The organism is Mycolicibacterium lutetiense (genome assembly GCF_017876775.1).
GTDB lineage: Bacteria > Actinomycetota > Actinomycetes > Mycobacteriales > Mycobacteriaceae > Mycobacterium > Mycobacterium lutetiense.
In genome coordinates, this window is the sequence record NZ_JAGIOP010000001.1 from 1,257,388 (window position 1) to 1,275,898 (window position 18,511).

General features: G+C 65.9%; 23 protein-coding genes. 14 read left to right on the top strand and 9 right to left on the bottom strand.

Annotation, left to right across the window (positions count from 1 at the left end; translation table 11 throughout):
* Positions 1–7: 7 nt before the first annotated feature.
* Positions 8–322 carry a type II toxin-antitoxin system VapB family antitoxin gene (locus JOF57_RS05985; protein ID WP_209914729.1) on the bottom strand — a complete coding sequence of 105 codons (315 nt, stop codon included), beginning with the start codon at positions 320–322 and terminating at the stop codon, positions 8–10.
* Positions 323–529: 207 nt separating this feature from the next.
* Here JOF57_RS05985 and hrcA point away from each other — a divergent pair, with 207 nt between their 5' ends.
* The 9 genes from hrcA (at position 530) to era (ending at position 8,588) form a co-directional block, all read left to right on the top strand.
* Positions 530–1,561: a heat-inducible transcriptional repressor HrcA gene (hrcA, locus tag JOF57_RS05990; protein WP_209914732.1), complete on the top strand. Its 1,032-nt coding sequence runs from the start codon at positions 530–532 to the stop codon at positions 1,559–1,561.
* A gap of 42 nt (positions 1,562–1,603) precedes the next feature.
* Positions 1,604–2,746 carry a molecular chaperone DnaJ gene (dnaJ, locus tag JOF57_RS05995; RefSeq protein ID WP_209914735.1) on the top strand — a complete coding sequence of 381 codons (1,143 nt, stop codon included), beginning with the start codon at positions 1,604–1,606 and terminating at the stop codon, positions 2,744–2,746.
* A gap of 4 nt (positions 2,747–2,750) precedes the next feature.
* Positions 2,751–3,500, top strand: a complete 750-nt coding sequence (locus tag JOF57_RS06000) for a 16S rRNA (uracil(1498)-N(3))-methyltransferase (RefSeq protein WP_209914737.1) — start codon at positions 2,751–2,753, stop codon at positions 3,498–3,500.
* A gap of 54 nt (positions 3,501–3,554) precedes the next feature.
* Positions 3,555–4,319 carry a hypothetical protein gene (locus JOF57_RS06005; protein WP_209914740.1) on the top strand — a complete coding sequence of 255 codons (765 nt, stop codon included), beginning with the start codon at positions 3,555–3,557 and terminating at the stop codon, positions 4,317–4,319.
* A 185-nt stretch (positions 4,320–4,504) separates the two neighbouring features.
* On the top strand, positions 4,505–5,551 hold the full coding sequence (locus JOF57_RS06010) for a PhoH family protein (RefSeq protein ID WP_209914743.1): 1,047 nt from the start codon (positions 4,505–4,507) through the stop codon (positions 5,549–5,551).
* Positions 5,548–6,084, top strand: coding sequence for an rRNA maturation RNase YbeY (ybeY, locus tag JOF57_RS06015; protein ID WP_209914747.1), 537 nt, complete (start codon positions 5,548–5,550; stop codon positions 6,082–6,084). Before JOF57_RS06010 ends, ybeY begins: the two co-directional genes overlap by 4 nt.
* The gene (locus JOF57_RS06020; RefSeq protein WP_209914749.1) at positions 6,081–7,382 is read left to right on the top strand and encodes a hemolysin family protein; all 1,302 of its coding nucleotides are present in this window, start codon (positions 6,081–6,083) and stop codon (positions 7,380–7,382) included. The genes ybeY and JOF57_RS06020 overlap by 4 nt, the downstream gene beginning before the upstream one ends.
* Positions 7,375–7,692 carry a cytidine deaminase-like protein gene (locus JOF57_RS06025; protein ID WP_209914752.1) on the top strand — a complete coding sequence of 106 codons (318 nt, stop codon included), beginning with the start codon at positions 7,375–7,377 and terminating at the stop codon, positions 7,690–7,692. The genes JOF57_RS06020 and JOF57_RS06025 overlap by 8 nt, the downstream gene beginning before the upstream one ends.
* Positions 7,689–8,588: a GTPase Era gene (gene era, locus JOF57_RS06030; protein WP_209914755.1), complete on the top strand. Its 900-nt coding sequence runs from the start codon at positions 7,689–7,691 to the stop codon at positions 8,586–8,588. The genes JOF57_RS06025 and era overlap by 4 nt, the downstream gene beginning before the upstream one ends.
* 52 nt (positions 8,589–8,640) lie before the next feature.
* Here era and JOF57_RS06035 read toward each other — a convergent pair whose 3' ends face one another.
* The 6 genes from JOF57_RS06035 to JOF57_RS06060 form a co-directional block, all read right to left on the bottom strand.
* On the bottom strand, positions 8,641–9,036 hold the full coding sequence (locus JOF57_RS06035) for a hypothetical protein (protein WP_209915948.1): 396 nt from the start codon (positions 9,034–9,036) through the stop codon (positions 8,641–8,643).
* Positions 9,037–9,261: 225 nt separating this feature from the next.
* Positions 9,262–9,402, bottom strand: a complete 141-nt coding sequence (locus tag JOF57_RS06040; RefSeq protein ID WP_209914758.1) for a hypothetical protein — start codon at positions 9,400–9,402, stop codon at positions 9,262–9,264.
* Between the two features lie 288 nt (positions 9,403–9,690).
* Complete coding sequence (locus JOF57_RS06045) at positions 9,691–10,236, bottom strand: hypothetical protein (protein ID WP_209914761.1); 546 nt, start codon at positions 10,234–10,236, stop codon at positions 9,691–9,693.
* A 4-nt stretch (positions 10,237–10,240) separates the two neighbouring features.
* Positions 10,241–10,555 (bottom strand): ESX-1 secretion-associated protein, encoded by a 315-nt coding sequence (locus JOF57_RS06050; protein ID WP_209914764.1) that lies wholly within the window; start codon positions 10,553–10,555, stop codon positions 10,241–10,243.
* An 18-nt stretch (positions 10,556–10,573) separates the two neighbouring features.
* Positions 10,574–11,860: an EspA/EspE family type VII secretion system effector gene (locus JOF57_RS06055; protein WP_209914767.1), complete on the bottom strand. Its 1,287-nt coding sequence runs from the start codon at positions 11,858–11,860 to the stop codon at positions 10,574–10,576.
* A 156-nt stretch (positions 11,861–12,016) separates the two neighbouring features.
* A complete protein-coding gene (locus JOF57_RS06060; RefSeq protein WP_209914770.1) occupies positions 12,017–13,513 on the bottom strand; it encodes an amidase in 1,497 nt (498 codons plus the stop codon).
* Between the two features lie 63 nt (positions 13,514–13,576).
* On the opposite strand from JOF57_RS06060, the gene recO reads away from it, so the two are divergent.
* From recO to JOF57_RS06080, 4 genes are read left to right on the top strand one after another with little or no spacing between them, the layout of a single operon-like run.
* A complete protein-coding gene (gene recO / locus JOF57_RS06065; RefSeq protein ID WP_209914773.1) occupies positions 13,577–14,428 on the top strand; it encodes a DNA repair protein RecO in 852 nt (283 codons plus the stop codon).
* A complete protein-coding gene (locus JOF57_RS06070) occupies positions 14,367–15,257 on the top strand; it encodes a decaprenyl diphosphate synthase (protein WP_209914776.1) in 891 nt (296 codons plus the stop codon). The genes recO and JOF57_RS06070 overlap by 62 nt, the downstream gene beginning before the upstream one ends.
* 40 nt (positions 15,258–15,297) lie before the next feature.
* On the top strand, positions 15,298–15,741 hold the full coding sequence (locus JOF57_RS06075) for a hypothetical protein (RefSeq protein WP_209915858.1): 444 nt from the start codon (positions 15,298–15,300) through the stop codon (positions 15,739–15,741).
* A 31-nt stretch (positions 15,742–15,772) separates the two neighbouring features.
* Complete coding sequence (locus tag JOF57_RS06080) at positions 15,773–16,174, top strand: NUDIX hydrolase (RefSeq protein WP_209914779.1); 402 nt, start codon at positions 15,773–15,775, stop codon at positions 16,172–16,174.
* 75 nt (positions 16,175–16,249) lie between these two features.
* On the opposite strand, the gene JOF57_RS06085 is transcribed toward JOF57_RS06080, so the two are convergent.
* Positions 16,250–16,648, bottom strand: coding sequence for a Fur family transcriptional regulator (locus JOF57_RS06085; RefSeq protein ID WP_209914782.1), 399 nt, complete (start codon positions 16,646–16,648; stop codon positions 16,250–16,252).
* Positions 16,645–17,013 (bottom strand): ArsR/SmtB family transcription factor, encoded by a 369-nt coding sequence (locus JOF57_RS06090; RefSeq protein ID WP_209914784.1) that lies wholly within the window; start codon positions 17,011–17,013, stop codon positions 16,645–16,647. The genes JOF57_RS06085 and JOF57_RS06090 overlap by 4 nt, the downstream gene beginning before the upstream one ends.
* Before the next feature lie 97 nt (positions 17,014–17,110).
* Between JOF57_RS06090 and JOF57_RS06095 the strand changes: the two genes are divergently transcribed.
* Entirely contained in the window at positions 17,111–18,508 is a 1,398-nt protein-coding gene (locus JOF57_RS06095) for a glycine--tRNA ligase (protein ID WP_209914787.1), read from the top strand.
* Positions 18,509–18,511 lie beyond the last annotated feature (3 nt).

Sequence of the window (18,511 nt, forward strand, 5' to 3'; positions counted from 1 at the left end):
GGCCGGATCAGGCCGGGTTGGGCGCGAGCGCGTCCATGTCGAACAGTCGGGCATGCAGGATGGTGCGATTACGCAGGGCCGAGCGCACCGCCCGGTGCAACCCGTCCTCCAGGTAGATGTCGCCGCGCCACTTCACCGCGTGCGGGAACAGGTCGCCGTAGAACGTCGAGTCCTCGGACAGCAGCCGGTCCAGTGCGAGCACCGTGGTGGTCGTGACCAGCTCGTCGAGGCGCAGCTGTCGCGGCGGGATACGGGACCAGTCCCGGTGGGAGAGCCCGTGCTCCGGGTACGGTTTGCCCTCTTGGACGCCCTTGAAGATCATCGCCGGCCCGCCTCCGTCACAGTGGTGCGCGGTGTTGCCATCGGCATAGTCGCCTAGGTTAATACCCTGATGGGGAATTGCCTGCGCCGGTGTCATCTGGAGTGACGGCCCGGAGCGTTTCACCGCTGAATCGGTAAACCCGCCGCTGGTCAGTAAAATGGATCAAGCAAAACACTCACATCGCTGCTGCGAAGGGTAGGTGAACAGGTGGGGAGTGCCGACGAGCGTCGTTTCGAGGTGCTGCGTGCCATCGTCGCCGACTTCGTGGCCACCAAGGAGCCGATCGGCTCCAAGACCCTGGTGGACCGTCACAACCTCGGCGTGTCGAGCGCCACCGTCCGTAATGACATGGCGGTGCTCGAAGCCGAGGGCTACATCACCCAACCGCACACGAGCTCGGGCCGGGTGCCCACCGAGAAGGGCTACCGGGAGTTTGTCGACCGGATCGACAACGTCAAGCCGCTGTCCTCGTCGGAGCGCCGGGCGATCCTGTCCTTCCTGGAATCCGGGGTAGACCTCGACGACGTGCTGCGCCGCGCGGTGCGGCTGCTGGCGCAGCTGACCCGGCAGGTCGCGATCGTGCAGTACCCGACGCTGTCTGCCTCGTCGGTCCGCCACCTTGAGGTGGTGGCGCTGACGCCGGCGCGGTTGCTGCTGGTGGTCATCACCGATTCGGGGCGCGTCGATCAGCGCATTGTGGAGCTCGGCGACGCGATCGACGAGCATGAGCTGTCCAAATTGCGCGAGATGCTGGGGCAGGCACTGGAAGGCAAGCCACTGACTGCGGCGTCGATCGCGGTGAGCGATCTGGCCACGCACCTCAACGGCCACGGCGCTCTGGCGGATGCCGTCGGCCGATCGGCGACCGTGCTCGTCGAGACGCTCGTCGAGCACACCGAAGAACGACTGCTGCTGGGCGGCACCGCCAACCTGACCCGCAACACCGCCGATTTCGGCGGATCGCTGCGATCGGTGCTGGAGGCGCTCGAGGAGCAGGTGGTGGTACTGCGGCTGTTGGCGGCCCGGCAGGAAGCGGGCAAGGTAACCGTACGGATCGGTCATGAGACCGAGGCCGAGCAGATGCTGGGAACATCGGTGGTGTCCACCACATACGGCAGCTCGGGCAAGGTGTACGGCGGAATGGGTGTGGTAGGTCCCACCCGAATGGACTACCCGGGAACGATCGCCAATGTTGCGGCGGTTGCTCTTTATATCGGCGAAGTCCTCGGTACTCGGTAATGCAGCCGGTCTATCCGGCATAGAAAGGTCAGGCAAATCAGCGTGGCACGCGATTATTACGGCTTGCTCGGAGTGAGCAAGGGCGCGAGCGATTCAGAGATCAAACGCGCCTATCGGCGGTTGGCGCGTGAGCTGCACCCCGACGTCAACCCCGACGAGGAAGCCCAGAGCCGGTTCACCGAGATCCAGGTCGCCTACGAGGTGCTGTCGGATCCGGAGAAGCGTCGCATCGTGGACATGGGCGGCGACCCGATGGAATCGGTCGGTGGAGCGCCCGGCGGCTTCAGCGGGTTCGGTGGGCTCGGCGACGTGTTCGAGGCGTTCTTCGGTGGTGGAACCGCCTCACGCGGGCCGATCGGCCGGGTCCGGCCCGGTGCGGATTCACTGCTGCGCATGCGGTTGGACCTCGAGGAGTGCGCCACCGGCGTGACCAAGCAGGTGGCCGTGGACACCGCGGTGCTGTGCGATCTGTGTCAGGGCAAAGGCACCAACGGCAAGTCCACGCCGGTCGCCTGCGATACCTGTGACGGTCGGGGCGAGATCCAGACCGTGCAGCGCTCGCTACTCGGTCAGGTGATGACGACCCGTCCGTGCCCCGTCTGCGGGGGAATCGGTGAAGTCATCCCTGATCCGTGCAACCGCTGCGGCGGTGACGGCCGGGTGCGCGCCCGCCGTGAGATCAGCGTGAAGATCCCGGCCGGTGTGGGCGACGGCATGCGGGTGCGGCTGGCCGCGCAGGGCGAGGTCGGACCGGGCGGCGGACCCGCAGGCGATCTGTACGTCGAGGTCCACGAGAAGCAGCACGAGATCTTCGTCCGCGACGGTGACGATCTGCACTGCACGATCTCGGTGCCGATGGTCGACGCTGCGCTGGGCACCGCGGTCACCGTCGACGCGATCCTCGACGGACCCACCGAGCTGACCATCCCGGCGGGCACACAGCCCGGCGCGGTGACCACATTGCGCGGCCACGGCATGCCGCATCTGCGTTCCGGGGTGCGCGGTGATCTGCATGCCCATATCGATGTGGTGGTGCCGTCACGGCTGGAAAGCAGCGATATCGACCTGCTGCGCAAGCTGAAGGAAAACCGCGGCCGCGATGTGGCGGAGGTACGTTCGACGCAGTCCTCGGCGAGTTCCGGCGGGTTGTTCAGCCGGTTGCGTGAGACATTCTCCGGCCGCTGACGCTGTGAGTGCAGCGCTTTTCTACGTCGACGCGCTGCCGGGCGCGGGGGAGCTCGCCGTCGTCGACGGCGACGAGGGCTTCCACGCGTCCAATGTGCGCCGCATCCGCGTCGGCGAGCAGATCGATCTGAGCGACGGCGCCGGGACGCTGGCCCATTGCGTCGTCGCGGACACCGCCAAGGGCCGGTTGTCGGCGACGGTGACCGAGCGGGTCGCCATCGCGGCGCCGCGCCCGGCTGTCACCGTGGTTCAGGCGCTGCCCAAGTCGGATCGCTCAGAGTTGGCCGTCGAGCTGGCCACCGAGGCCGGTGCGGACGGCTTTGTCGCCTGGCAGGCGACTCGGTGTGTGGCCCGCTGGGAGGGCCCGAAGGTGGAAAAGGGCCTGCGGCGCTGGGAGGCGGTGGCCCGCTCGGCGGCCCGCCAGTCACGGCGGGCGTACGTCCCGGCCGTCGAGGGCGTGGTCTCCACGGCTGCACTGACCCAGCGTGTCGCCGACGCCGTGGCCGGTGGTGCGGTGGTGCTGGCGTTGCACGAATCAGCCGCCGAGCCTTTGGCCGAACTGCCTCTGGCCCAAGCAGATTCACTGATGCTCATCGTCGGGCCCGAAGGTGGCATCGCCGATGAGGAGATCGCCGCTTTCGCCGCGGCGGGAGCGAAGGCCGTCCGCCTGGGCCCGACTGTCCTGCGGACGTCGACGGCCGCGGCCGTGGCGCTGGGGGCGATCGGTGCGCTCACTGCGCGCTGGGAAATCTAGCGCCCTCGGTATCTAGCACCCTCGGTACGGCCGGATTCGCATTACGCTCCAATCGTGAGTTTGCCGCCCCAGGGCCAGCCGCCCCAAGGCTCGCCGTCGCCCTACGGGCAGCAGCCCCCGTACTGGCCGCCACCACAACCGCAACAGTGGCCCGGCGCGCCGGGTGGTCCGAGCCCGTGCGGGCCGCCCTCGTACGGTCAGCCACCGAACTGGCCTCCGGTCGGACCGCCACCTGCGCCGAAGAAATCGGGACTCGGCAAGGTGATCGTCGGCATCGTGGTTGTCCTGAGCGTCTCGATGCTCGCCTTGGTGGGCTACGGGCTCTTCAAGGTGGCTGATGAGGGGCAAGACCGGACTGCCTACTCGGCGTCCAGTTTTTCCGCTGTCTGCGAGAACGACCGGATCAGCACCGCCCCGGAATACGGCAAGCCCTACAACATCGCGGCCTTCTACGAAGGTCTCGGAATCATGGACGAAACCTGGTTGCCGGTCCCTTCCGACAAATGGGCCGGGTCCGACGAGTTTTCCGAGATCAACGCGGTCGCCTGTCTGGAGCGAACGAAGGGTAGCGAGGCGAAATCCACGTCGTGCGACTATGACGATGACGGGAACAGCATCACCGTCGACTACTACTCCGCCGAATACGGGATCGAACTCCGCGAGGCCAAGACCGGCAAGGTCATCCGGGACCTGGGAACAGTGTCAGGTACTGCCGGCTCCTGTCCGTTCATCGCCTCGTACGATCGCCGGTCTCAGAAGATGTACGCCGCTCCCGACGGTGACGCCGTGGCGGCCAAGTTGGCGGAATTCGATGGCTAGCCGCCCCACATCACCTCGTTGACCTGTGCGTTTACTCGGTCGGCGGGTCCGGCTCGCCAACCGTGACGCGCTGATCGCCGCCGGCCCGCTCAACCATTGGGGCGTGTTGTTGACCAGCGGTAAACTGGCAACAGTACGACGGCAGCCAGCCGTTACGAGAACACGAAAGCAGGCACAAACTCCACGTGACGCCCCGCGACACGACCGCTGACACGTCGGCCACCCCATCGGAATCGGTCCGCAGCAGCATCACTGTTCCGCCCGACATCATCGTGGGCCTGCTCGGCTCCGCCGATGAGAATCTGCGGGCACTCGAAAGACTTCTGATCGCCGACATTCACGCCCGCGGCAATCAGATCACCCTCACCGGCGAGCCCGCTGACGTCGCGCTCGCCGAGCGCGTCGTCGCCGAGCTGATTGCCGTCGCCTCCCGCGGGCAGGCGGTGACTGCTGAAGCGGTGCGCCACAGCGTCGCGATCCTGACCGGTACCGAGGACGCGTCACCGGCCGAGGTGCTCACGCTCGACATCCTGAGCCGCCGCGGTAAGACCATCCGGCCCAAGACGCTCAACCAGAAGCGCTACGTCGACGCCATCGACGCGCACACCATCGTGTTCGGCATCGGCCCGGCCGGTACCGGCAAGACCTACCTGGCGATGGCCAAGGCGGTCAGTGCCCTGCAGTCCAAGCAGGTCAACCGAATCATTCTGACCCGGCCCGCAGTGGAAGCCGGTGAGCGCCTTGGTTTTCTGCCCGGCACATTGACCGAGAAGATCGACCCGTATCTGCGGCCGCTCTATGACGCGCTGCACGACATGATGGATCCGGCTGCCATTCCGAACCTGTTGGCAGCCGGGGTGATCGAGGTCGCGCCGCTGGCGTTCATGCGCGGGAGAAGCCTCAATGACGCGTTCATCATTCTCGACGAGGCGCAGAACACCACCGCCGAGCAGATGAAGATGTTCCTGACCCGCCTGGGGTTCGGCTCGAAAATCGTTGTCACCGGCGATATCACGCAAGTCGATCTGCCCGGCGGGGCGCGATCGGGCCTGCGGGCTGCGATGGACATCCTCGACGGGCTCGATGACATCCACTTCGCCGAGCTCACCAGCGCCGACGTGGTCCGACACCGCCTGGTGTCGGAGATCGTCGACGCGTACGCCCGACATGAGGAGCCGGCATTGCTCAACCGTTCCCAACGCCGTTCATCGAACGGGCGGCCGCGTAGATGAGCATCGAGGTATCCAACGAGTCGGGCATCGATGTCTCCGAGGACGAGCTGATCAGCGTCGCGCGCTTCGTCATCGCAAAGATGGACGTGCACCCGGCGGCTGAGTTGTCGATGGTGCTGCTGGACAGTGCGGCGATGGCCGACCTGCACATGCGGTGGATGGACCTGCCCGGTCCCACCGATGTGATGAGTTTCCCGATGGATGAGCTGGAGCCCGGGGGCCGGCCGGATGCGCCCGAGCCGGGTCCGGCGATGCTCGGTGACATCGTGCTGTGCCCGGAATTCGCCGAGCAGCAGGCCGCCAACGCCGGGCACTCGCTCGGTCAGGAGTTGGCGCTGCTGACGGTGCACGGTGTGTTGCATCTGCTCGGCTACGACCACGCCGAACCGGACGAGGAGAAGGAGATGTTCGCGCTGCAGCGTCAGCTCCTCGAGGAGTGGGTGGCTGATCAGGTCGAGGCCTATCACACCGACCGTCAGAGCGAGAAAGACCAGCGGTTGCTGGACAAGTCCCGATATTTCGACGAATCGTGACCGGCATACTTCCGCTGCTCGGCGCCGTGGTGCTGGTCGGGTTCGGTGGCCTTTTCGCCGCCATCGATGCCGCCCTGTCCACGGTCTCGATCGCGCGGATCGAGGAGCTGGTCCGCGAGGAGCGTCCGGGTGCCGCGCGGCTGAGCCGCGTAGTCGCCGAGCGGCCCCGCTACATCAATCTTGTTGTACTACTCCGCATTACCTGCGAGATCACCGCCACCGTGCTGCTGGCGTCCTATCTCGACGGGCATCTCGGCGTCGGATGGGGCCTGGTGGCGTCCGCCGCGATCATGGTGGTGACGAGTTTCGTGGTCATCGGCGTCGGTCCCCGCACGGTCGGCAGGCAGAACGCCTACTCCATCGCGCTGATCTCAGCCTTACCGCTGCAGGCGATCTCGGTGCTACTCGCGCCGATCAGCCGCCTGCTGGTGTTGATCGGTAACGCGCTGACTCCCGGCCGCGGTTTCCGCAACGGGCCGTTCGCCTCCGAGATCGAGTTGCGTGAGGTCGTCGACCTGGCGCAGCAGCGCGGCGTGGTGGCCGACGAGGAACGCCGGATGATTCAGTCGGTGTTCGAACTCGGCGACACCCCGGCCCGCGAGGTCATGGTGCCGCGCACCGAGATGGTGTGGATCGAAAGTGACAAATCAGCGGGTCAAGCGACGTCGTTGGCGGTGCGCAGCGGACATTCCCGCATCCCGGTGATCGGCGAGAACGTCGACGACATCGTCGGCGTGGTCTACCTGAAAGACCTTGTCCAGCAGACCTATTACTCGACCAACGGCGGCAGCGACACCAACGTGGCGCAGTTGATGCGTCCGGCAGTATTCGTCCCGGACTCCAAGCCACTCGACGAGCTGCTCAAGGAGATGCAGCTCGACCGCAACCACATGGCGCTGCTCGTCGATGAGTACGGCGCGATCGCCGGTCTGGTCACCATCGAGGACGTGCTTGAGGAGATCGTGGGCGAGATCGTCGATGAGTACGACGTCGGCGAGGTCGTTCCGGTGGAGGACCTCGGTGATCACGAGTACCGCGTGTCGGCGAGGCTACCGATCGAAGACCTCTGTGAGCTCTACGGCAGGGAGCCTGACGAAGACCTGGAACCGGACACCGTCGGCGGTCTGGTTGCGTTCGAGCTGGGACGCGTGCCGCTGCCCGGAGCCGAAGTCATGTGGGAAGGCCTGCGGTTGCGCGCCGAGGGCGGTTCCGACCACCGCGGACGGGTGCGGATCGGCACAGTTCTGGTCAGCCCGGCTGAATCCGAGAAACAGGAGACCCGAGATACAGATGAGTGAGCTCGACGCAGAAGACAACAAGCTGGTGGTGCTGGCCCGCGGCGCGATGGGCCGCGCCGAGGCTTCCACCGGTGCGGCGGTGCGCGACCAGGACGGCCGTACCTACGCAGGTGCCCCGGTGAACCTCGCCGCGTTCCAGTTGACCGCGTTGCAGTCGGCAGTGGCCGCTGCGGTGTCCAGCGGTGCCACCGGGCTGGAGGCCGCGGTGCTGGTGGGCGGCTCCGCCGACGACGCAGGCGTCGTCGCCGTGCGGGAACTGTCCGCCGACGCCGTGGTGATCGTCACCGACCTGGCAGGAGCCCCGGTATGACTGAATTCCGTTCCGGCTTCGTCTGTTTCGTCGGCCGGCCCAACACCGGCAAGTCGACGCTGACCAATGCATTGGTGGGGCAGAAGGTCGCGATCACCTCGAACCGGCCGCAGACCACCCGGCACACCATCCGTGGCATCGTGCACCGCGAGGACTTCCAGATCATCCTGGTAGACACCCCGGGGCTGCACCGTCCGCGCACATTGCTCGGGCAACGGCTCAACGAGCTGGTCAAGAACACCTATTCTGAGGTGGACGTGATCGGTATGTGTTTCCCCGCCGATGAGCGCATCGGCCCCGGTGACCGCTGGATCTATCAGCAGATCCGGGCGGTGGCACCCAGGACCACGCTGATCGCCATCGTCACCAAGACCGACAAGGTGCCCAAGGACCGGGTCGCCGAACAGTTGATGGCCGTCAGCGAACTCCTGGGGCCGGACGCCGACATCGTGCCGGTGTCGGCCACCGCGGGCGAACAACTCGATGTGCTCACCGATGTCCTCGTCGCCAAACTGCCGCCGGGTCCTGCCTATTACCCCGACGGTGAGCTGACCGACGAGCCCGAGGAAGTACTGATGGCCGAGCTCATCCGCGAGGCCGCCCTCGAAGGCGTGCGCGACGAATTGCCGCACTCGCTGGCCGTCGTTATCGAGGAGGTCGAGGAAAGGCAAGACCGAGACGACCTCATTGACGTGCGCGCCATCCTCTACGTCGAGCGTGACAGCCAGAAGGGCATCGTCATCGGTAAGGGCGGCGCCCGCCTGCGTGAGGTCGGCACAGCCGCCCGCACCCAGATCGAAAAGCTGCTCGGCACAAAGGTTTATCTCGAGCTGCGGGTCAAGATCGCCAAGAACTGGCAGCGTGATCCGAAGCAGCTTGGGCGCCTGGGGTTCTGACTGGCTTGGCGGTCGAGCGTGATGATCTCGGTGCGGGTGGCACCGCGCCTCGCTATTTACTCATCACCACGAGAACCGCGATCAGGATCGCTATCGCGACAAAGATGATGCCGAAGATCATGAGAGAGGTCTTGACGCGGTCTCGTGCGGTGTTGCCTAAGCCTTGCGATGAGGCGTCGGTGGCGAAGAACATCAGGTTGTCCAGAATCCGCCAAACCCGCGAATTTCCGTCGTCCTGCCTGGCGGCAGGCTGAGGGGGGACGGGCGGCAGTGGGTAATACGAGGCTTGCGGTTGGGCGGCGTAAGGCTGAGCGGGCGGGTAACCGCCGTTGGGTGAAGCGTTGGGCGGATAACCGTATCCGTAGGGTCCGGGCGGCGGCGGTGGCGCGGGCGGATTCGGCCCTGGTGGAGGTTGCTGCTGGGGGTGGTACGGATCCGGATAGCTCATTGCGGTACTCCCCTTGCCCTTTCAATAGCGTGCAAAAATCTTACATGGCCGACCAATTGGGGCCGATCAGCACTGCCGCCCCGGCCATTGTCAACGCGTCTGCTGACGATCAGTGTTCGTCTCGCAGATATGCGGCCATCGCCTCGGCCTGGGCCGCCTCGGCTTGGGCAGGTGTGGGCAGATCGATCATGTTGTCGATGAACTGTGCTGCGCGGCCATGGCGACCTAAATCAACACCACAACCAGCATCAGAATCGCGAACCCGACAAGAGCGACGCCGATGATTATCAGCTGGGTCTTGACACGGTCGCGTGCGGTACTGCCCCGTTCCGAGGAGCCGCTGACGAGACTCAACAGGTCGTCCATGATCCGCCAACCCCGCGAGTTACCGTTGTCCCGCTTGGCCTCTGGCTGAGGAGGGACGGGCGGCGGTGGGTAATACGGGGGGTGTGGCTGTGCGCCATAAGGCTGAGCGGGTGGGTAGCCACCGTTGGGCGGGTAACCGTATCCCTGGGGTCCAGGCGCTCCGGGCGGATAGGGCCCGGGCGAAGGTTGCTGCTGGGGGTGGTACGGATCCGGATAGCTCACTGCGCTGCTCCCCTTGCGCTATTCGATCGCCTGAAAAATCCTATATGACTGAACAACCCGGGCCGATCAGTGGTCGTCTCGCAGATATGCGGCCATCGCCTCAGCCTGGGCCGCCTCGGCTTGGGCAGGTGTGGGCAGGTCGATCATGTTGTCGATGAACTGTGCTGCGACGTCCTGATCCATCCCCTGATACATGAGCAGGCTCTGGACCATCGCGCGCTGAATTGCTCGACCCTGTATGTTGGCCAGCTTCGCAGTGGCCATGATGTCGCGGGCGAGGCCCGACTCGGTCATCGAGGTTATGGACGAGGACAACTCGACCCGGTTGATCGCGCCTGAGATCGTGGCTTGTGCGGTGATCGTCCCGGCGGGGTTGGTTACTCCGAAGGTGACAGGCCCCGACGTATCGTCGGAGTCATCGTGATCGGGCATGGGTGCAAGCGCATCAGCCGTTGGGCCGCTGGGGGTTTCGTCGACAGCTAACGCGTCGAGCCCTGACCAGTCGTCGTGGTTTTCATGGCTCTGCCCGTCGTCATCGAAACCGAGTGCATCGAGGTCGCTCGGGAATTGTTCGTCATCGGGATCGTCATCGTCCCAGGTGTGATCGGTCATGTGATCAGCAGTGCATGGTCCGGCCGAGGTTGCCGGACTCCTGCGTGTCGGTCTGGTCGTACTGGGAGGCTGCCGTCGTCAGCTTTTCGGCCAGGTCGTTGGACGTGTTCATCATCGTTTCGGAGGCGGATTTGCGGGCTTCGTTCGCTTCGCACAGGGCTTGTTGGGAGGACCAGCAGATCGGGCCGTGTGTTGCCAGCACTTTCCATTCCACAAACGATGTCGTATCGCCGGCCGCGGAGAATCCCGCCGCGGCCGTGTCGTGGATGGTCGAAATCTGTCGGAGGTCCGAGGTGAGAACTGTCAATTCGCCAGACATGAATTGATCCTTTCGCGGTTACAGTCCGGTCGGGAGATGCTGTGGGACGGCCGCATTCGTGGCTCCGGTGTCGAATGAAGCGTGGATCGGCGCACGACCGGCGTGCGATTCGGCACCTGCCGCGGCACCGGATTGTTCGGAGACGGTTTCGGGCTGGCCGTCACCGGTCTCGCCGACTTTCTCCTCGTTTGGTTCCTGCTGATCGGCTTGCTGTACTGCCTGAGTCACGGCCTGGGCAACCTGTCCTGCGGCACCCGCGAGACCGCCGAGTATGCCACCGCCGCCGCTGCCGGAACCGCCACCCATCTGAGGAAGCGATGGCATACCGCCCATTCCGGCGCCAGTGCTCGCGGCGTTCGTGGCGCCGGAAGGCATGCCCGTCGTGCTGGGCATCGTCGGCGTCGCCGGTGACCCGCTGCCGGCACCTGATCCACCGCCGCTGCCGCTGCCTGATCCGCTGCCTGATCCGTCGCCGGATTGGCCCCCTGAATCCCCAGTGCTTGTGGGTCCGCCCGGGCTACCGGGGTTGCTTGGTACGGGCGGAGTGCCCGGGTTGTCGGGCTCAGTCTGGCTGCCCGAGTCAGACGGTGACGCAGTTGAACCCGTTGATGGCGCCGCGCCCACCTGGCGGTACTTCTCGGTGGCTTCGCGTATCTGCGCGGCATTGTCTTGCACGTAGTTCATCAGGTTGCCAACCGTGAGGCCGGCGAATCCGCTCGCTGTCGCTACCGCAGCGATCTGGAGCGCAATTGACTCCGGGGCTCCCAAGACGGTGGCTTCCAGTGCCATTGCCACCGGAATCACCGCGGCCAAACCTTTTGACGCCCAGTCGACTTCACGGCGGGCATTGTCGACCTGTTGGGCCTGGGTGGACAAGATTCGCACGATGTCGTTGTCGGCTTCCAGCATGGTTGTCGCACGTTGGATCTGGTGCGAGTTTTGCGCCGTATAGGCGTCAGAAGCGGAGCCGGACCATGTCTCGGTGGGGTAGGCGCTCTCGAGGTTCTTCCCGTTGGACTGGAACAATTTGGCACCGTCGCTGAAGGCGCCACCACCATCTGGGCTACCCTCACCCATGCTTGCGCTGGTTGCCATCAGGACGTACAAGCCGCCTTGGATCACCGGTGTGGCAATAGCTGAGGGGACGAGCAACTGCGACCACTTGCCGGCGTCCCCAAGCAGACCGACCGCGCCCAGCGGATCGCCCTCCATGAGCTTCTTGAGGTCGCTGAAGGTGGTAAAGGCCAGCGTCCCTACCTTGAACTTGCTGGGCCCCTTGCTGCTCTCACCGCCCTCCGAACTCATGCTTGCGCCCGCGTATCGCCCATGGATTCATCAGTGTGCACGCCGATTGACCCTCCCGACAGCTTCAACGAATTTCGTCGCGGCGGCCCCACACCGCGCACTTGAGCGTAACAACGAGTCTGATGCGTTCATCGCACCAATTTCCCGGCTCGGCTCCTAACCAGCTTGTCCGTCAAGCGTATTGATCGCGGCGGCCGCCTGTGACGCATCCGTCTGCGACGGGGCATTCCACCAGATCTCGGGTTGCTTGGCGGCCCAGCCGGTGATCGCCTCCAACTCTGCGGCCAGCGAGATCAGCAGCGGCTCACTGTCGGCGGGCCCCATCAGTTGGACGCCGATCGGCAGGCCGTCGGAGGTGAAGCCGGCGGGCACGTTGATCGAGGGCCAGCCCAACAGGTTCCACGGCCACGTCACCGGGCAGGCGGCGATCGAGGCGCGCTCGGTGGCCGACCACCCACGACGGTCGAATTCGTGTGTGAGCGGCGGAGGTTGGGCGGTGGTCGGCGCGATGATGACGTCGACGAGGTTGAAGATCCAGGAGATGCGGCGCTGCGCGGCGGCCTCGTGTGCCCGGGCCTTGCGCAACACGTCCTGTGACAACAACCGGCCGATCCGCATGTTGGCCACGGTGCGGTCGTCGTAGGCCACGTCGCCGAGTCGGTCGGTCCAGTCCAGCAGGCCGGCCGTGGAGCGGGCCAGGAAGTCCCATGACATCCGCAGGCTGTAGTTCGGGTCTTTTTCCACCACGCTGTGGCCCAGTTGTCCGAGTTGATCGGCGACGGTCTGCAGTGCGTCGCGGATCTCGGGGTGCAGGGTGGCCCGGAAACCGGTGAACGGGAACTTCGTCGACATGGCGACCCGCAGCGGGCCGGGTGCGCGGCCGACGTATTCGGCGGCCTGGATCGGTGCCGGCTTGTGCAGATCACCCTCGGCGTTACCGGATGCGGCGTCGAGCACGAGCGCGGCATCGGTGACGGTGCGGGCCAGCACCCCGTTGACCGTGATCCCGTTGAACGCCTCGGGCAGCGGCCAGGTGGAGATGCGTCCGCGCTGCGGCTTGATGCCGACCAGGTGCGTCCACGCCGCGGGGATACGGACACTGCCTGCACCGTCGGATCCGATGGCGGCGGTCACCAGGCCCGCGGCGACGGCCGCGGCGCTGCCGCCCGAGGAGCCGCCCGGGCTGTGCTTGCGCGACCACGGGTTACGGGTGTGGCCGAACCCCGGCCCACCGGTGAACGGCCATTGCCCGAGCTCGCAGCTGTTGGTCTTTCCGACGATCACCGCTCCGGCCGCCTTCAGGCGGCGCACCACCTCGGCGTCGTCGGTGGCGACGCGCGTGGTGCCATCGGTGCCGAACCGGGTGGGCGTCCCGGCGACGTCGACGTCGTCCTTGACCGCGATCGGGATTCCCAGCAGTGGGAGTTGTTTGCCGGCTGTGCGAGCCGTGTCGGCCCTGGCAGCGTCGGCCAGCGCCTGCTCGGTCAGCACGACGCGGAACGCGTTGAGGGTGGACTGGCTCGCTGAGATGGCGTGCAGCGACTGCGCTACCAGTTCCTCAGACGTGACTGCGCCGCTGGCAAGTTGGTAGAGCTGATTGGTCAGGGTGGGAAACCGGGCAGAGCTTGAGTCGGAAGTCGCAGATTTGGCCATCACTTTCGAGAATATCGGCGGTGCGTAACGGAACCTGTCCGGCCATGGTGCGACACTGTCACGATGCGGCTGTACCGGGACCGGGCGGTGGTGCTGCGCCAGCACAAGCTCGGCGAAGCCGACCGGATCGTCACCCTGCTCACCCGCGACCATGGTTTGGTGCGCGCGGTGGCCAAGGGAGTCCGGCGTACCCGCAGCAAGTTCGGTGCGCGGCTGGAACCGTTTGCCCACATCGACGTGCAACTGCACCCGGGGCGCAACCTCGACATCGTCACCCAGGTGCAGGCCATCGACGCGTTCGCCGCTGACATCGTCAGTGATTACGGTCGCTACACCAGTGCCTGCGCGATGCTGGAGACCGCCGAGCGACTGGCCGGAGAGGAGCGGGCACCGATGCCCGACCTGCACCGGCTCACGGTGGCTGCGTTGCGTGCGGTGGCCGACGGCCGCCGGGCCCGCGAGTTGGTGCTGGATTCCTACCTACTGCGGGCGATGGCGATCGCCGGGTGGGCGCCGGCGCTGACCGAGTGCGCCCGCTGCGCCGCGCCGGGTCCGCACCGGGCATTTCACGTCGCTGTCGGCGGCAGTGTGTGCGTGCACTGTCGGCCCAGCGGATCCAGCACTCCGCCCCAGCCCGTACTGGAACTGATGTCGGCGCTGCACGAGGGTGACTGGGACTACGCCGAGGCATCCACATCGGGGCATCGCAGTCAGGCCAGCGGGCTGATCGCGGCGCATCTGCAATGGCACCTGGAGCGGCAGCTGCGGACATTGCCTCTGGTCGAGCGGGCGTACCGGATCGATCGGACAGTCGCCGAACAGCGCGCGACGCTGGTCAGGCAGGATATGGTCCATGGTTTTGAAGCGGGACAAGCAGGGCAAGACCACCTACCCACAGCTGCCCCCGGCGCCTGAGGACTATCCGGTCTTCCCGGATACCTCGACGTGGCCCGTCGTCTTCCCTGAAATCCCGGCCGGTACCAACGGCCGCTTCGCCCGCCCGCCCCAACACACGTCCAAGGCGGTCGCGCCCCGGATCCCTGCCGATCAGGTGCCCAATCACGTCGCCGTGGTGATGGACGGCAACGGTCGGTGGGCCACCCAGCGCGGCCTGGGCCGCACCGAAGGCCACAAGATGGGCGAGGCGGTGCTGATCGACATCACCTGCGGTGCCATCGAATTGGGTATCAAGCACTTGAGCGTCTACGCGTTCTCCACCGAGAACTGGAAGCGCAGCGCCGAAGAGGTCCGGTTCCTGATGGGGTTCAACCGGGAGGTGGTGCGCCGCCGCCGGGAGAACCTGAACGCCATGGGCGTGAACATGCGCTGGGTCGGATCGCGGCCCAAGATGTGGCGCAGTGTCATCAAGGAGTTCGACATCGCCGAGCAGATGACCGTCGACAACGACGTCATCACGGTCAACTACTGCGTCAACTACGGTGGTCGCACCGAACTCGTCGAGGCTGCCCAAGCACTGGCTGCCGAGGCCGTCGCGGGCAAGATCAATCCGAGCCGGATCAGTGAGGCGTCTTTCGCCAAGCATCTGCACCGCCCCGACATCCCCGACGTGGATCTGTTCATCCGGACGTCGGGGGAGCAGCGGGCCAGCAACTTTCTGCTGTGGCAGTCGGCATACGCCGAGTTCGTGTTCCAGGACAAGCTGTGGCCCGATTACGACCGGCGCGACCTGTGGGACGCATGCGAGGAGTACGTGAACCGCAACCGTCGCTTCGGAAGGGCTTGATATGGCCGGGTCCGGCGGGCAGGAGCGCAGCGACCGGGGAATGTCACTGCTGGAGCGGTTGTCGTCGGTACTCGGTGAGGTGATGTCCGTCGTCGAGGAAGCCGACGAAGCGCTGACCGTGACGGTCGACGGTTCGGTGGCCTCGGTGCGGGTGGTGGCCATCGCCGAGGACCTGGAGCTGGTGTCGCTGACCCAGCCGCTGGCCTGGGACCTGCCGCTGAACAGCAAGATTCGCGAACGGGTGTCCGACCATGCCAGCAAGACCATGTTGGGCACGGTCGTCCTGGTGGAAAAGCTGGTCGAGACGCCCACCAACGGCGCAACCCCCAAAGGCGCTGCGCGCAAGCGGCCGGCCAAGAAGGTCGCCGACGTGATGCTGCGCTACAACTTCCCGGCCGCCGGACTCACCGACGACGCGCTGCGCACCCTGATCCTCATGGTGCTTGCCACCGGCGGCGACGTGCGTCGGGACCTGATGTCGTGACTGCCGACGAGCGCTCGCGCGAGGAACCGACGTGAGCGCGGTCATCCGGATCGTCGCGGCCGTAGTGGTGGACGAGCACCACCGGTTGCTCCTCGTCCGCAAGCGTGGGACCACGGCGTTCATGCAGCCCGGCGGGAAGATAGAGCCGGGGGAGCAGCCAATCGAGGCGCTTATCCGCGAGGTCCGCGAGGAGCTCGGGGTCGGATTCGATCCCGCGGCTGCTGATGAGCTCGGCCATTTCACCGCCGCCGCCGCCAATGAACCCGGCCACTCCGTCGATGCGTGGCTGTACCTGGTGAGCCTCGACGGCGAGCCGCGGCCGCAGGCCGAGATCGCCGAGATGACCTGGATCGACCGTCACACACCCGGTGACATCGAGTTGGCGCCGCTCACTCGCGACGTCGTGTTCGGGCTGGTACGCGATCGGGCTTAGCTGCCCCACGTGTGAAGCGCCATGGCGGAAAATCGGCCGTGGGACCGCCTCCACGCTTCATAGGTGGAAAGTCGGTCAGTTGACCCCGTCGCCGCAGGCGCGGCACATGCCGAAGATCTCGATCGTGTGGCTCACGTCGGAGAAACCGTGTTCGCGGGCCACGTCGGCGGCCCAGGCCTCGACCTGGCCGCCCGAGATCTCGACGGTCGCGCCGCAGGCTCGGCACACCAGATGGTGGTGATGGTCCTCAGAGCAGCGCCGGTAGACCGACTCACCGGTGTCGGTGCGCAGCGTGTCGACGATCCCGGTGGTGGCCATGGTCTGAAGGGTGCGGTACACCGTGGTCAGGCCGATTCCCTGGCCGCGGCGACGCAGCTCGTCGTGCAGCTCCTGGGCGGAGCGGAATCCTTCGGTCTCATTGAGCAGGTCGGCGATCGCCGCGCGCTGCCGGGTGGACCGGACTGCCCCCGTCATGGGTGATCCTCACCGGCGTGGGCCACGGCGTCGGCGACGATGTGGGCCAGGTGGTGATCGACCAGGTGGTAGAGGACCTCGCGGCCGGCCCGCTCGCTGGCCACGACTCCGGCCTGCTTGAGAATCCGCAGGTGCTGGCTCACCAGCGGCTGCGGCACGTCGAGTGCGTCGACCAATTCGTGCACGCAGCGCGCCGACTGCTGCAGCTGCAGCACGATCGCGATACGCAATGGGGCGGCCAGTGCGCGCAGCAACTCGCCCGCGGTGGCGAGGACGTTGCGCGAAGGCATTTCGGGCGCCGGGGCAGTGTTGGGCTCGCGGGCGTCGTCGTGCTGGTTCTCCGCCAAATTGGAAATCGTTTTCATTACGGGCCAGAATACATGCGCGATATTGCATGTCAACCGGCCTGGCGGTCACGCCGGATTATCGCTGTCGACGAGCGGGTGGCTACGCTGATGCACCGTGGCATCCATCATCGATACCGTTGCGAACCTGGCGAAACGCCGTGGCCTTGTCTTCCAGTCCGGAGAGATCTACGGCGGCACCAAGTCCGCGTGGGACTACGGGCCGCTCGGTGTCGAGCTCAAGGAGAACATCAAGCGCCAGTGGTGGAAGTCCATGGTCACCGGCCGCGACGATGTCGTCGGTCTGGACAGCGCGATCATCCTGCCGCGCCAGGTGTGGGTCGCCTCCGGCCACGTCGAGGTCTTCAATGATCCGCTGGTGGAGTGCCTGAACTGCCACAAGCGTCATCGCCAGGACCACATGCAGGAGGCGTACGCCGCGAAGAAGAGCACCCGCGACACCGTCGTGGATCCAGACACCGTCTCGATGGCGGAGATCGTCTGCCCCGACTGCGGCACCAAAGGGCAGTGGACCGAGCCGCGCGACTTCAACATGATGCTCAAGACCTACCTCGGACCGATCGAGTCGGAGGACGGCCTGCACTATCTGCGCCCAGAGACCGCTCAGGGCATCTTCGTCAACTTCGCCAACGTGGTGACCACCGCGCGTAAGAAGCCGCCGTTCGGCATCGGCCAGATCGGCAAGAGCTTCCGCAACGAGATCACCCCGGGCAACTTCATCTTCCGCACCCGCGAGTTCGAGCAGATGGAGATGGAGTTCTTCGTCGAGCCGTCCACGGCGCCGGAATGGCACAAGTACTGGATCGAAACGCGGCTGCAGTGGTACGTCGACCTCGGCATCAACCGGGACAACCTGCGGCTGTACGACCATCCCAAGGAGAAGTTGTCGCACTACTCCGACGGCACCGTCGACATCGAGTACAAGTTCGGTTTCGCCGGCAACCCCTGGGGTGAGCTGGAAGGCATCGCCAACCGCACCAACTTCGACTTGACCACGCACTCAGAGCATTCCGGTGCCGACCTGTCGTTCTACGATCAGGGGACCGACACCCGCTACGTGCCGTACGTGATCGAACCCGCGGCCGGCCTGACCCGCTCGCTGATGGCGTTCCTGGTCGACTCCTACACCGAGGACGAGGCCCCGAACGCCAAGGGCGGGGTGGACAAGCGCACCGTACTCAAGCTCGATCCGCGCCTGGCCCCGATCAAGGCCGCGGTGCTGCCGTTGTCGCGCAATGCCGACCTGTCACCCAAGGCCCGCGACCTGGCTGCCGAGCTGCGCAAGAACTGGAACGTCGAATTCGACGACGCCGGTGCGATCGGCCGCCGCTACCGCCGCCAGGACGAGATCGGCACACCGTATTGCGTGACAGTCGATTTCGACACCCTGGAGGACAACGCGGTCACCATCCGTGAGCGCGACGCCATGACCCAGGAGCGCATCGCACTGGACAAGGTGTCGGACTACCTGGCCGTGCGGCTCAAGGGCGCCTGACCG

Excerpts from the sequence above, each read along its gene's own strand:
- JOF57_RS06090 (WP_209914784.1), bottom strand. The coding sequence starts at position 17,013 with ATGAAAACGATTTCCAATTTGGCGGAGAACCAGCACGACGACGCCCGC.
- JOF57_RS06025 (WP_209914752.1), top strand. The coding sequence starts at position 7,375 with ATGAGTGAGCTCGACGCAGAAGACAACAAGCTGGTGGTGCTGGCCCGC.
- JOF57_RS05985 (WP_209914729.1), bottom strand. The coding sequence starts at position 322 with ATGATCTTCAAGGGCGTCCAAGAGGGCAAACCGTACCCGGAGCACGGG.
- JOF57_RS06035 (WP_209915948.1), bottom strand. The coding sequence starts at position 9,036 with ATGAGCTATCCGGATCCGTACCACCCCCAGCAGCAACCTCCACCAGGG.
- JOF57_RS06040 (WP_209914758.1), bottom strand. The coding sequence starts at position 9,402 with ATGGACGACCTGTTGAGTCTCGTCAGCGGCTCCTCGGAACGGGGCAGT.
- JOF57_RS06085 (WP_209914782.1), bottom strand. The coding sequence starts at position 16,648 with ATGACGGGGGCAGTCCGGTCCACCCGGCAGCGCGCGGCGATCGCCGAC.
- JOF57_RS06070 (WP_209914776.1), top strand. The coding sequence starts at position 14,367 with ATGGTTTTGAAGCGGGACAAGCAGGGCAAGACCACCTACCCACAGCTG.
- era (WP_209914755.1), top strand. The coding sequence starts at position 7,689 with ATGACTGAATTCCGTTCCGGCTTCGTCTGTTTCGTCGGCCGGCCCAAC.
- JOF57_RS06055 (WP_209914767.1), bottom strand. The coding sequence starts at position 11,860 with ATGAGTTCGGAGGGCGGTGAGAGCAGCAAGGGGCCCAGCAAGTTCAAG.
- JOF57_RS06060 (WP_209914770.1), bottom strand. The coding sequence starts at position 13,513 with ATGGCCAAATCTGCGACTTCCGACTCAAGCTCTGCCCGGTTTCCCACC.
- JOF57_RS06075 (WP_209915858.1), top strand. The coding sequence starts at position 15,298 with ATGTCACTGCTGGAGCGGTTGTCGTCGGTACTCGGTGAGGTGATGTCC.
- recO (WP_209914773.1), top strand. The coding sequence starts at position 13,577 with ATGCGGCTGTACCGGGACCGGGCGGTGGTGCTGCGCCAGCACAAGCTC.
- JOF57_RS06050 (WP_209914764.1), bottom strand. The coding sequence starts at position 10,555 with ATGTCTGGCGAATTGACAGTTCTCACCTCGGACCTCCGACAGATTTCG.
- ybeY (WP_209914747.1), top strand. The coding sequence starts at position 5,548 with ATGAGCATCGAGGTATCCAACGAGTCGGGCATCGATGTCTCCGAGGAC.
- JOF57_RS06045 (WP_209914761.1), bottom strand. The coding sequence starts at position 10,236 with ATGACCGATCACACCTGGGACGATGACGATCCCGATGACGAACAATTC.